The 12,256-nt window shown below is 75.4% G+C and carries 8 protein-coding genes and 1 pseudogene; 7 read left to right on the top strand and 2 right to left on the bottom strand.

The window, feature by feature from the left end; genetic code table 11:
• Window positions 1-21: 21 nt before the first annotated feature.
• Complete coding sequence (locus GXB85_RS00095) at window positions 22-1,605, bottom strand: family 20 glycosylhydrolase (protein WP_161915628.1); 1,584 nt, start codon at window positions 1,603-1,605, stop codon at window positions 22-24.
• Window positions 1,602-2,810 carry an N-acetylglucosamine-6-phosphate deacetylase gene (locus tag GXB85_RS00090; RefSeq protein ID WP_161915627.1) on the bottom strand — a complete coding sequence of 403 codons (1,209 nt, stop codon included), beginning with the start codon at window positions 2,808-2,810 and terminating at the stop codon, window positions 1,602-1,604. Before GXB85_RS00090 ends, GXB85_RS00095 begins: the two co-directional genes overlap by 4 nt.
• 337 nt (window positions 2,811-3,147) lie before the next feature.
• Here GXB85_RS00090 and GXB85_RS00085 point away from each other — a divergent pair, with 337 nt between their 5' ends.
• From GXB85_RS00085 to GXB85_RS18640, 7 genes and pseudogenes are all read left to right on the top strand, one after another.
• On the top strand, window positions 3,148-4,509 hold the full coding sequence (locus tag GXB85_RS00085; RefSeq protein WP_161915626.1) for an extracellular solute-binding protein: 1,362 nt from the start codon (window positions 3,148-3,150) through the stop codon (window positions 4,507-4,509).
• A 120-nt stretch (window positions 4,510-4,629) separates the two neighbouring features.
• Window positions 4,630-5,589: a carbohydrate ABC transporter permease gene (locus tag GXB85_RS00080; RefSeq protein WP_161915625.1), complete on the top strand. Its 960-nt coding sequence runs from the start codon at window positions 4,630-4,632 to the stop codon at window positions 5,587-5,589.
• Window positions 5,586-6,530: a carbohydrate ABC transporter permease gene (locus GXB85_RS00075; RefSeq protein WP_370523905.1), complete on the top strand. Its 945-nt coding sequence runs from the start codon at window positions 5,586-5,588 to the stop codon at window positions 6,528-6,530. The genes GXB85_RS00080 and GXB85_RS00075 overlap by 4 nt, the downstream gene beginning before the upstream one ends.
• A complete protein-coding gene (locus GXB85_RS00070) occupies window positions 6,527-7,528 on the top strand; it encodes an ROK family protein (protein ID WP_161915624.1) in 1,002 nt (333 codons plus the stop codon). The genes GXB85_RS00075 and GXB85_RS00070 overlap by 4 nt, the downstream gene beginning before the upstream one ends.
• Entirely contained in the window at window positions 7,528-8,313 is a 786-nt protein-coding gene (gene nagB, locus GXB85_RS00065) for a glucosamine-6-phosphate deaminase (RefSeq protein ID WP_161915623.1), read from the top strand. The genes GXB85_RS00070 and nagB overlap by 1 nt, the downstream gene beginning before the upstream one ends.
• Window positions 8,314-8,540: 227 nt before the next feature.
• On the top strand, window positions 8,541-11,186 hold the full coding sequence (locus GXB85_RS18680; protein ID WP_161915622.1) for a helix-turn-helix transcriptional regulator: 2,646 nt from the start codon (window positions 8,541-8,543) through the stop codon (window positions 11,184-11,186).
• Between the two features lie 161 nt (window positions 11,187-11,347).
• Window positions 11,348-12,256, top strand: a pseudogene (locus tag GXB85_RS18640) (lytic polysaccharide monooxygenase); the annotation flags it as partial.

The raw sequence follows: 12,256 nt of genomic DNA, 5'->3' as shown, positions 1-12,256 counted from the left end.
CGTGGTGGTGGGGTAGGGGCGTCAGGCGTCCAGGGCGTCGGCGTTCCAGCTCAAGGGAGCCCAGGTGGGGGCGACGGCGCGCACGCGCGTACGGAAGTCCGTCCAGTCGCGCCGCCGGGGCTCGGTCCAGGCGACCTCGGCGACGGCGGCGAGCCTGGGCAGCAGCATCCACGACAGCTCGTCGAGGTCGCGCAGGGTCTCGGACCACACCGCCGCCTCGACACCCACCACCGACGACGCCGGCACGCCCGGCACCACGTCGAGCGGCTCCCACTCGTAGGCCCGGCGCAGGTCGATGTGCCCGGCCCACTCGAGGCCGAGCGGCGACGCCGCGTCGTACTTCATGTCGAGGTAGACGCGGTTGCCCGGTGACAGCAGCAGCAGCGCACCTGCCTCGACCGCCGCGGCCACCGGCTCGGGGGCCTGCTCGTGGGTCCAGTACTGCAGCACCGTGCCGGGCGGCAGCGGGACGTGCGCGGCCTCCTGCCACGCGACCGCACGCTTGCCCGCCGCGTGCACGTGCCCGACGGCGGCCTGCACCAGCCGCACGTACTCCTCCCGCTCCATCTCGAGCACCTCGTCCCCGCCGACGTGCACCCACGGTCCCGGGGTCTGGGCAGCCACCGCCGCGAACACCTCCGCGAGGAACGGGTCGGTCGTGGGCAGGTCGGCGTGCAGCCGGCTGAAGCCCACCTCGATCCCCGTGTAGGCGTCGACCGGGCGACCGCCCGGCGTGAGCTCGGGGCAGGCGTGCAGCGCGGCGTTGACGTGGCCCGGCACGTCGACCTCGGGCACCACCGTGATGCCCCGCGCGGCCGCGTGCGCGGTGATCCGGGCGAGGTCGGCGACCGTGTACGAGCCGCCCTGGTCGCCCCCGACGGCGGTCTTGCCCGAGACGTCGGTGAGCTCCGGCCGTGACGGCACCTCGACGCGCCACCCCTGGTCGTCGGTGAGGTGCAGGTGCAGCACGTTGAGCCGCAGGCCCCACATCAGGTCCAGCACCGCGAGCACGGTCGGCACGTCGAAGAAGTGCCGTGCGACGTCGAGGCTCAGCCCCCGCCAGCCGAACCGTGGGACGTCCCGCACGGTCATCGCGGGGACGTGCGGCACGTCCTGCGGCCCCGCGGTGAGCGCCTGGACGAGCGTCGCTGCGCCGTGCGCGAGCCCCGCGGGCGCGAGCGCCGTCACGACGACGGCGTCCGCGGTCACCTCGAGCAGGTAGGCGCCGGCAGCGCGCTCGGGTGCGACGTCGTCGGTGAGCCCGAGCCGCACGCCGTCGTCGACGAGCCGCAGCGTCACGGCGGGCACGTCCACGCCGTCCGGGTCGGGCGTGCGGGCGGCCACGTCGTGGTCCTCGTCCGCGGGCGTCTCCCACCCACGGCGGGGGTGCACGCGCACGTCGGTCGGGGTGCCGACGGCTCGTGCCGCCGCGGCGAGCCGCTCGGCGACGGCGCCGGCGACTGCCACCGCCTCGGCGGACGTGGCGTCGTCGGGGGCTCTCCCGAGCCCTGCGTCCACCACGACGTCGAGCCGGTCGCCGAGCACGAAGGGCGCGCCGTCGCCCGGCCGCAGCTCGAGCGGGAGCGGGACGAGCGTGGGGGTCATGCGTCCTCCGTCCAGCGGCCCGCGCGCAGCACGCGTAGCGGGGTGAGTGCGGCATCGGTCTCGACCACGTCGGCGCGCCTGCCCGCGACGAGGGCGCCGACGTCGTCGCGGCCGAGCACGCGCGCGGGGGTGAGCGAGGCGCAGCGGACGGCGACCTCGAGGGGCACCCCGCCGGCGACGGTCGTCCGCACCACGTCGAGCAGGTGCGCGGTGCTGCCCGCGATGGTCGTGGTGCCCGCGAGGTGCGCGGTCCCGCCGCTGACCTCGACGTTCAGCGAACCGAGCTCGTAGGCGCCGTCGGGCATGCCGGTCGCGGCCATCGCGTCCGTGACGAGCAGCACGTGGTCGGGGCCCACGAGGTCCAGGACGGTGCGCACGGTGAACGGGTCGAGGTGGACGCCGTCGGCGACGAGCTCGAGCACGGCGTCGCCGTGCGAGGCGGCGGTGAGCAGCGCGGCCACCGGCCCCGGCGCGCGGTGGTGCAGCGGCGGCATGCCGTTGAACAGGTGCGTGGCGGTGGGGAGTGCCGAGCGCCCCCCGGGGCCCGCGAGTGCCGCGCGCGCCTCGGCGAGCGCGGCCTCGACCACCCCCGCGGCGGCGTCGGTGTGCCCGATCGACGGCAGCGCCCCCGCAGCGGCGAGCGCCGCGACCACGCCGTCGGGCCCGGTGACGCCCGGGACCTCCGGGGCGAGCGTCATGCTCACCAGGTGCCCGTGGGCGGTGCGCGCGAGCCGGCGCACGAGCTCGGCCGAGCCGGGCTGCATGAGCGAAGGGTCCTGCGCGCCGCAGCGTGCCGCGGAGAGGAACGGCCCCTCGAGGTGGATGCCGTCGATCACGCCCGCGTCGGCGGCCTCGGCGAGCAGGGCCGTGCGCGCCTCGAGCGTCGCCGGGTCGGCGGTCACGAGGGAGGCCACGAGCGTCGTCGTCCCGTGCCGGCGGTGCTCGGTGGCGGCGGTGCGGACCTGCGCGAGCTGGGTCGCCTCGGGGAACCCGGCGCCCCCGCCGCCGTGGCAGTGCACGTCGACGAGGCCCGGGAGGAGCGTCCGGTCGCTGGGCGCCGGCAGGTGGGGGAGCGGGGCGTCGTCGGCGGGCCCCACCCAGGCGAGCATGCTCCCGTGGACCACGACGACGCCGTCGGGCAGGGTCGCGTCAGGTGTCACGACGCGACCGCGCAGCGCGAGCGTCGGGGTGGGGTGCGGCTCCATCGGGACCTCCGTGCGGACGTGCGGGCTCGCGAGGGACGGCCGCGCCGACGCGTCCGAGCGTCGTGCGGGACCGTGCGAACACCTTGACACAGGATAGTAAGGACGCTCTACTAACAAATATGCAGCCACGGACGACGGCCCGGGTCTCGACGACGAGGCCCCGCACGGACGGCGAGCAGCGCGTCGCCGGCGCGAGCAACTCGCGTGCCCTCGTCCGCGGGCGGGTCGATGCGCCCCTCCGCACGCTGCAGCACCATCCCCGGGCGGTCGGTGGCCCGGGGCGCACCCCAGTGACGACGCTGACCGGCGCCGCCCACGGATCGGGAAGGAACCCCCAGTGAAGAGTGTGCGAAAGAGCGGCGTCGCCGCGTCCCTCGTCGGCGTCCTCGCGCTCGCGGCCTGCAGCGGTGGCGGCGGCACGGCGTCCCCGGAGGCCGAGGGCGACGACACGTCCGGTGAGACCGAGGCCGCCGAGATCCGCCTGTGGATCAACGGCGGCGACACGCCCCAGGACCTGCGGGACTACCTCGTCTCGACGTTCGAGGACGAGAACCCCGGCTCGACCCTCGTGATCGAGGAGCAGGACTGGAACGGCCTCGTGCCGCGCCTGCAGACCGCGCTCGCCTCCGAGTCGCAGACCCCCGACGTGGTCGAGATCGGCAACACCCAGGCGCCCACGTTCACCTACGCGGGTGCGTTCCGCCCGCTCGACGGGCTCTACGAGGAGCTCGGCGGCGACGACCTGCTCGAGGGCTTCGTCCAGGCCGGCACGGCCGACGACACCGTGTACGCGGTGCCCTACTACTCGGGCGCGCGTGCCGTCTTCTACCGCAAGGACCTGTTCGAGGCGGCCGGGCTCGAGGTGCCGACGACGCTCGCGGAGTTCACCGAGACGGCCATCGCGATGCAGGAGGCGAACCCGAACGGCACCGAGAACTTCTCGGGCTTCTGGTTCCCCGGGCAGGACTGGTACAACGGCACCGCCTGGGTCTACAGCCACGGCGGCGACCTCGCCGTCCAGGAGGGCGACCAGTGGGTCGGTGCCCTGTCCGCCCCCGAGGCGCAGGAGGGTCTGGCCGAGGTGCAGCGGCTGTTCACCGAGGCCACCAACGCGCCCGTCGACGCCGACTCCAACGAGCCCTGGGTGCCCTTCAACAACGGTGAGGCCGCGATGTTCTCGGCCCCCACCTGGGCGCGCTGGAGCATCGACCTGCCCGAGTGCAACAAGGGCGTGGACCCCGAGGACACCTCGGAGGAGGCGACCGCGCTCCGCGCCGAGCAGCAGGCGTGCAACGAGGAGAAGACGGGCATCTTCGCCCTCCCCGGCATGACCGAGGGCGAGGTCGCCACGGTGTTCGCCGGCGGCTCCAACATCGCGATCCCCGCGAAGTCCCAGCACCCCGAGCTCGCCGAGAGCCTGCTGCGGATCATCTTCAGCGAGGAGTACCAGACGATGCTGGCGTCCAACGGGCTCATCCCGGGCAACAGCACCTACGCGAGCGCGATGGGCGACGACGTCTACGCGACCACGGCCGTCGCCGCGGCGCTCGACGCCAAGCTGACGCCGGCGGCCGAGAACTGGGCCGCGGTCGAGGGTGAGCGCCTGCTCGAGGACTTCTTCCAGCAGGTCGCGGCCGGGGCGGACATCGCCGAGGCCGCCGCGACGACCGACCAGCTCATCGCGGACACGCTGAACTGACGCACGGACGCACGGGGCGCGGCACTGCCGCGCCCCGTGCGGACCGGGCCGGGCGCCACGCCGGCACGCCACGCCTGCACGCCCTGCCGCGCCGTCGTCCCCTGATCGACCGGAGCCCCGATGTCCGTCTCCCGCACCCCGGTGCGCACACCCGCCGTCCCGGGTCCCGCGGCCCCCGCCCGGCGCCCCCGCCGGCGACCGTGGTCGCGCTGGGCCGCCTACCTGCTGCTCGTCCCCGCCGTCGGCGCGATCGCGCTGGGCCTCGGCTACCCGCTCGTGCGGCAGTTCGTCCTCTCGTTCCAGGAGTACGGGCTCGCCCAGCAGTTCGGGCGCCCGGCCGAGTGGGTGGGCCTGGACAACTACGTCGCACTGCTCACCGACCCGTACGTGTGGGGCGTGATCGGGCGCTCGCTGCTCTTCTGCGCGGTCAACGCCGGGCTCACGGTCGCGATCGGCATGTCGCTCGCGGTGCTCATGGCGCGCGTGGGCCGGGCCGCGCGCATCACGCTGCAGGTGGGCATGCTCCTGGCGTGGGGCACGCCCGTGCTCGCGACGCTCACCGTGTGGCAGTGGTTGTTCGACTCGCAGTACGGCGTCATCAACTGGCTGCTCGCCGAGCCGCTCGGCATGGAGGGCATGCGCTACCACTCGTGGCTCATCGAGCCGACGTCGTTCTACCTGGTCGCGACGGTGATCGTGGTCTGGATGAGCGTGCCCTTCGTGGTCTTCACCGTCTACGCGGGCCTGCTCCAGGTGCCCGCCGAGACCATGGAGGCCGCCCAGCTCGACGGTGCGGGGGCGTGGCAGCGCTTCTGGCGGATCACGGTGCCGATGATCAAGCCCGTGCTGTTCGTGGTGATCCTGCTCCAGGTGATCTGGGACCTGCGCGTGTTCACACAGATCTACGTGCTCCAGCGCGCGGGCGCCCCCACGCGTGACACCCACCTGCTGGGGACCTACATCTACTCGCTCGCCGAGGAGTTCTCGATGGCCGGTGCCATGGCCACGATCATGCTCGTCCTGACCCTCGTGGTCACGGCGTTCTACATCCGTCGCATGCTCAGGGCGGAGGAGCTGTGAGCGCCGCGGGCACGGCGACCGCCCCGGGGCGGTCGGAGGGTCAGCTGCCCGGTGGCGGGGTGGTGCCCGCGGGCGCCGAACCGGCCGGGGGTCGCGGTCGCAGGCGGCCCGACGGCGCCCGCTGGCGGTCGCGTCTGCTCGGTGCGCTCGCGGTGGTCGTCGCCGTCGCGTGGGCGTTCCCGATCTACTGGATGGTCGCGAGCGCGTTCCTGCCGACCAACCGGCTGCGCACCCCGACGCCCACGTTCTTCCCGGTCGACGGCACGCTGTCGAACTTCCGGCGCGTGCTCGCCGATCCCGGCTTCTACGCCTCCTTCCGCGTCTCGCTCGCGGTGACGGGCCTGACCCTGCTCGTGGCGATCGTCTTCGCGTTCGTCGCCGCGGTGGCCGTCTCGCGCTTCCGGTTCCGGGGCCGCAAGAGCTTCATCGTCGCGGTGCTCGTGGTGCAGATGATCCCGGCCGAGGGGCTCTTCATCTCCCAGTACCAGATGCTCGACGGCTGGGGCCTGGTGAACGTGGTGCTCGGTCTGACGATCGTCTACGTCGCGGCGATCCTGCCCTTCACGATCTGGATGCTGCGCGGGTTCGTCGCGGGTGTGCCGATCGAGCTCGAGGAGGCCGCGATGGTCGACGGCCTCTCGCGTGTGGGCGCGTTCTTCCGGATCACGTTCCCGCTGCTCGCCCCCGGGCTGGTCGCGTCGGGTGTGTACGGGTTCCTCCAGGCGTGGAACGAGTACACGCTCGCGCTCGTGGTCATGACCGACCCGGCGCAGCGCACGCTCCCGCTGTGGCTCCAGGGCCTGGTCGAGACGAACCGCGCGACCGACTGGGGCGTCGTCATGGCGGGGGCCACGCTCGTGGCCGTCCCCGTGATCGTGTTCTTCCTGTTCGTCCAGCACCGCATGACGGCGGGGCTCGTCGCCGGCGCGGTGAAGGGATGAGCGGCGTGCGGCCGCTCGCGCAGGCCACCGCACAGGCTGTCGAGAGCGCGACGTGGTCGGCGGGCGTCGACGTGGGAGGGACCAAGGTCGACGCCGCGTTGCTCGACGAGGACGGTCGGGTGCGTGCCGCCGTCCGCACGCTCACCCGGCGCGGCGTGGACGGGGTCGTGACCTCGGTGGTCGAGGCTGTCGAACGGCTGTGCGCCGGGGTCGGGCTCACGCCGACCGGGCTGTCGTGCGTGGGCGTGGGAGTGCCCGGGATGGTCGACGGCGCGAGCGGCGTGGTCTCGCACGCCGTCAACCTGGGGCTCGGCGAGGCCCCCGTGCCGCTCGCGAGCCTGCTCGAGCAGCGGCTCGGGGTCGACGTCGTGCGCGTCGAGAACGACGTCAACGTCGCGGCGCTCGGGGCCGCCGACGTGCTGCGGATCGAGGGCGACCTCGCGTACCTGGCCCTCGGCACGGGGGTGGCCGCGGGGCTCATCCTGGACGGTCGGCTGCGGCGCGGTCACCTCGGCGTCGCGGGCGAGATCGGGCACGTGCCCTGGGGTGACCGCGGGCGGCAGTGCCCGTGCGGGCAGCGCGGGTGCCTCGAGCTCTACGCGTCCGGCTCGGCGATCGGGGCCGCCTGGCCGAGCGGCCGGGGGCGTCCCGCCCCGGTCGAGCTGTACGAGGCCGCGGCCGCGGGGGACCCTGGTGCCGTGCGGATCCGCGACGAGCACGCCGAGGCGGTGGCCATGTGCGTCCGCGTGCTGGTCCTGACGACCGGGGTGCGGACCGTGGTGCTCGGCGGGGGAGTCAGCGCGCTGGGCACCCCGCTGCTCGACGCCGTCGTCGGCGTGCTGCGCGAGGCCGAGGCCGGGTCGCCGTTCCTGCGCAGCCTGCGCCTCGACGAGCGTGTGCTGCTCGCGCCGCGCGAGGGCCACGTCGCGGCGGTCGGCGCCGCGCGCCTCGCGCAGGACGCCGTCGTGCTGCCCACCGTGACGGAGGTGCCCGCCTGATGGAGGTCGTGATCGATCCTTCGCCCGACGCGCTCGCACGTGTCGCGGCCGACGCCGTCGAGCGTCTGCTCACGCGCCGGCCGGACGCGGTGCTGGGCCTCGCCACGGGCTCGAGCCCGCTGCGCGTGTACGACGAGCTCGTGCGTCGCCACCGGGCGGGCGCGGTCTCGTTCGCGCGGAGCCGGGCGTTCCTGCTCGACGAGTACGTGGGCCTGCCCCCGGACCACCCCGAGAGCTACCGGCGGGTGATCGACCGCGAGCTGGTCGCGCACGTCGACTTCGCGCCCGGGGCGGTGCGCGGGCCCGACGGCAACGCGGCGGACCTCGCCTCCGCGTGCGCGGGGTACGAGGACGCGATCGCCGCCGCCGGGGGCGTCGACCTGCAGATCCTCGGCATCGGCACCGACGGTCACGTCGCGTTCAACGAGCCGGGCTCGTCGCTCGGGTCGCGCACCCGCATCAAGACGCTCACGGCACAGACCCGCGAGGACAACGCGCGGTTCTTCGAGGGCAGGCGCGACGACGTGCCCCGCCACGTGCTGACCCAGGGTCTCGCGACGATCATGGGCGCTCGGCACCTGGTGCTCCTCGCGAGCGGGCGCGCGAAGGCCGAGGCCGTGCACCAGCTCGTCGAGGGGCCCGTGAGCGCGATGTGGCCCGCGACGGTGCTGCAGCACCACCCCCACGTCACGGTGCTCGTCGACGAGGCGGCCGCGAGCCGGCTGCAGCTCGCGGGCTACTACCGCGAGACGTGGGCGGACAAGCCCGCGTGGCAGGGGATCTGAGCGCGCACGGACGGCAACGGCGGGCGCGCAGGGTGGTTGCGCGGACGGGGCAGGCGCGGCAGGATCAGTAAAGAGTCCTTACGAACGTCCATCAGGCGGTCACGGATCCAGCGGTCACGGGTCGGGCCCCTCACGGGACGCCGTCGACGACGACGGGGGCTCGGGCCATGCAGGGGGCGCATGCGGTGCACGAGGCCACGGCGCCCGAACCCGGCACCGGAGGTCCCGTGCGAGCACCGCAGGCACATCCCGACGAGGTCGACGTCCGCACACGCGGCCCGGAGCCCGGCGGGCCCGGCCTGGTGGGTCGTGCCGACGACATCGCGGCGGCCCTCGACGCGGTGCGCACGGGCGCCGGCGGGGTGCTGTGGGTCGGTGGTCCGGGATCGGGTCGCACCCGGCTCCTCGCGCACGTGCTCGACCTCGCGGCGATCGCCGGGGCCGACGTCGTCCGGCTCCCGCCGAGCGCGTGGTCGGGCGCAGCGGGCGCCCATGCCCCGTGGCGACCCGTCGTCGCCGTCGACGCAGGTGACGTACCGGGACCCCGAGGGGCCCCACCCACCCGCCGCGCCGAGGACGCGCGCTCGACCCCGGCCGGAGTGCGGCGCGGGCTGCTCGAGCTGCTCGCGAGCAGGCCACCCGGAAGCGTCGTCGTGCTCGCCGTCGACGACGTCGACACCCTCACCCCACCCGTGCGCGACGCTGTCGTCGACGCGGTGCTCACCTGCGGGCGGCGCGTCGTGGTGCTCGCCACCGGCGCGGAGGAAGGCCTGCGCAGCGCCGTGCCGGGCCTCGTCGAGCGACCGCTCGTCCCGCTCACGCCCCTCGAGGGGGTCGAGCTGCTGCACCTGTACGCCACCCACCCGGTCGCTCCGCACGTCGCCGTCCACCTCGTCGAGCAGCTCGACGGCGCCCCGGGGGCGCTGCTCGAGACGGCCACGCTGCTCGAGCCCGCCCAGCTGCGTGGGCTCGCCCTGCTCCCGGACCCGCTCCCCGTGGCGCCGAGCGTGCGACGCGCGGTCGACCCGCTGCTCACCGCGCTCACCGACGGCGACCTGCGACTGCTCCTGACGGCGGCGGTCGACGTGGGCCACTCGGCCGAGACCGTGCTGCGGGCGTGCGCGACCGACATGGCCGCCCTCCTCGAGAGCCCGGCCGCGCCGCTGCTGCACCTCGTGGCGGGCCGCGTGCGCGTGCGCGACCCGCGGGTGCGCGCCGTGGTGCACGCCCGCGCGAGCCTCAAGGAGCGCACCGAGGTGCACCGTGCCCTGGCCCAGGAGCGCACCGAGAGCGGTGACGTGGCGGCCGCGACGTGGCACCGCGCGCTGAGCGCGCTCGCGGGCGACGTCGAGCTCGTCCCGCCGCTGCTCGCCGTCGCGGGACGCATGCTCGAGCGCGGTGAGGCCGTCTGGGCGCAGCGGGTGGCGCTCGAGGCCGCGAGCCACGCCTCGGCCCAGACACGCGCCGAGGCGCTCGCGCTCGCGGGCCGCGCCGCGCTGCACGCCGGGCACGTGGCCGACGCCGAGTCCGCGCTGCGCCGGGCCGCACGCCTGCACACCGAACCGCGTCCTGCCGTGCTCGACGACCTCGGCCTCGCGACGAGGCTGGTCACGGGGCAGGACGTCCCCGCGGCCCCCGGTGGTGCCGTCGGACGCGCACTCGCGGTGCTGCTGCACGTCGAGCGCTGCGCGCACGAGTCCGCGCCCTGCGGTCACCGCCTCGACCTGCCCGACGACGGCGTCGCGGGCGAGCTCGCGCGCGCCGTGGTCGAGCTCGCGTCCGGTCGACCCGACCGTGCCGCGACGCTCGACCCGGTGCCCGTCGACGACCCGCTGCTCGCCGCCGCGGCGGCGACGGTCGCGGCCCTCGCGCTCAGCGCGGCACGCCGCACGGACGAGGCGCGCGCGGTGCTCGCCCGGTTGCGCGCCGCACGTGGTCCCGTGGCCGGCCAGGGGGCCTGGACGGACCTCGAGCCCGACGTCGACCACGCCGGCCCGGGCGTCCTCCCCCCTCTCGCGCGGGCGTGCACCGAGCTCGCCGAGGCCCTGGTCGAGGCGCGCGCCGACGAGCTCGACGCCGCGCTCACCGCCGTGCGCGTCGCGGCCTGCCGCACGCCCGTGACCCTGTGCTGGGAGGGCGCCGCGGCGCTGGTCGCGGGTCGACTCGCGACGCTGCGGGACGGGCGGCCCGACGCGCTCGCCGCCGCGCTCGAACGGTTGCTGCCCGCGCGCCCGCCGCGAGGCATCCGTGCGGGTCTGGCGGCGACGGCGCGGCTGCGGGCCGCATCGTTCGGGCACGTGCCCCAGCACGGGGACGGCGGCCCGGGCGTCCTCGGGCACCGCACGGTGCCGGCGGTCGCCGCACGCCCCGATCCGTGCCCGCTCGAGCTGTGGCTCCCGGGCATCGGGGAGGTCCACGGAGCCGGTGCGGTGGCCGTCGAGCGACGCAGGGCGACCTCCGACCGCCGTGCGGCGACGGCGACACCCGTGAGACGCATGGCACACGCCGCGAGGGCGGTGCCGCCGGGAGCGCGCACCGCACGCGGCGAGGACGTGCGGCCCGGTGCCCCGGCGCCGCTGGGCGTGCCCGCGCGGCGGGGCGGAGGGCAGGACGCCGGTGCACGGCGGGAGCCGCCCGGTGGGGACGGCGGCTGCGGGCGCCCGGGATGGGCCGCGCCGCTCACCGAGCGGGAGCTCGAGGTCGCACGCACGGTCGCCGCGGGTGGGTCCAACCGGGACGTGGCTCGCGTGCTCGGGCTCTCGGTGCGCACGGTCGAGGTCCACCTGACGAGCATCTTCCGCAAGGTGGGCGTGCGCTCACGCACCGAGCTCGCGCTCCGCGTGCTCACCGGCGGGCCCCGGCCCGCCCCCTGAGGGAAAACCCGTAGGTGCCGGTCGCCGCCGTGCGCGACGTGCGGCGTCGGCCGCCCGGCACGTGAAAGCCACGAGTTACACCGGCCCTCGTCCGCCCTAGCGTGCGACGCAACGTCCACCCGGTCGGCGTGCCGCCCGGCGGAGCAGAGGGGGAAGTCTCGATGAAGCGATTCCGTGCGGCGGTGCTGACCGCCGCCCTCGTCGCGGTGCTGGCCGTCCCGGTCGGTGGTGCGCCGAGCGCCGAGGCCCACGGGTGGGTGACGTCCCCACCGAGCCGGCAGGACCACTGCGCCTCGGGCGCGACGGCGTTCGACTGCGGCCAGATCCAGTACGAGCCCCAGAGCGTCGAGGCGCCCAAGGGCTCGCTCGAGTGCAGCGGCGGCAACGAGCGCTTCGCGGTGCTCGACGACGACAGCCGTGCGTGGCCCGTGACCGGCGTGGGCAGCTCGGTCACGCTGCGCTGGAACCTCACGGCCGCTCACAACACGAGCACGTGGGAGTACTTCGTCGACGGCGTGCTCCACCGCACCTTCGACCAGGGCGGCCAGCAGCCGCCGTCGACCGTCTCGCACACGCTCACCGACCTCCCGGCGGGTGAGCACACGATCCTGGCGCGCTGGAACGTCTCCAACACCGAGATGGCCTTCTACAGCTGCGTCGACGTCAACGTCGGCGGCACGAGCACGCCCACCGACCCGGACCCGGGCGACCCGGGGACGGGTGAGCCGGGGGCGTGCACGTACGACGCGTGGTCGGCCGGGGCGGTCTACAACGGCGGGGCGAAGGTCTCGCACGGTGGCCGGCACTGGGAGGCGCGCTGGTGGACCCAGGGCGAGACGCCGAGCACGGGCGGTTCGGGGGTGTGGAAGGACCTGGGTGCGTGCGCCACGGACCCGACGGACCCGACCGACCCGACGGACCCGGGCACGGGTGAGCCGGGCGCGTGCACGTACGACGCGTGGTCGGCCGGGGCGGTCTACAACGGCGGGGCGAAGGTCTCGCACGGTGGCCGGCACTGGGAGGCGCGCTGGTGGACCCAGGGCGAGACGCCGAGCACGGGCGGTTCGGGG

The sequence above is a fragment of the Cellulomonas sp. APG4 genome, assembly GCF_009996735.1.
GTDB lineage: Bacteria > Actinomycetota > Actinomycetes > Actinomycetales > Cellulomonadaceae > Actinotalea.
Note: the sequence above shows the minus strand (reverse complement) of the source record. Positions and strands in the feature narration are given on the sequence as shown.

What these genes read in the sequence shown, in the direction of transcription:
- GXB85_RS00095 (WP_161915628.1), bottom strand. Translation starts at nt 1,605, where the DNA reads ATGACCCCCACGCTCGTCCCGCTCCCGCTCGAGCTGCGGCCGGGCGAC.
- GXB85_RS00090 (WP_161915627.1), bottom strand. Translation starts at nt 2,810, where the DNA reads ATGGAGCCGCACCCCACCCCGACGCTCGCGCTGCGCGGTCGCGTCGTG.
- GXB85_RS00080 (WP_161915625.1), top strand. Translation starts at nt 4,630, where the DNA reads ATGTCCGTCTCCCGCACCCCGGTGCGCACACCCGCCGTCCCGGGTCCC.
- GXB85_RS00070 (WP_161915624.1), top strand. Translation starts at nt 6,527, where the DNA reads ATGAGCGGCGTGCGGCCGCTCGCGCAGGCCACCGCACAGGCTGTCGAG.
- nagB (WP_161915623.1), top strand. Translation starts at nt 7,528, where the DNA reads ATGGAGGTCGTGATCGATCCTTCGCCCGACGCGCTCGCACGTGTCGCG.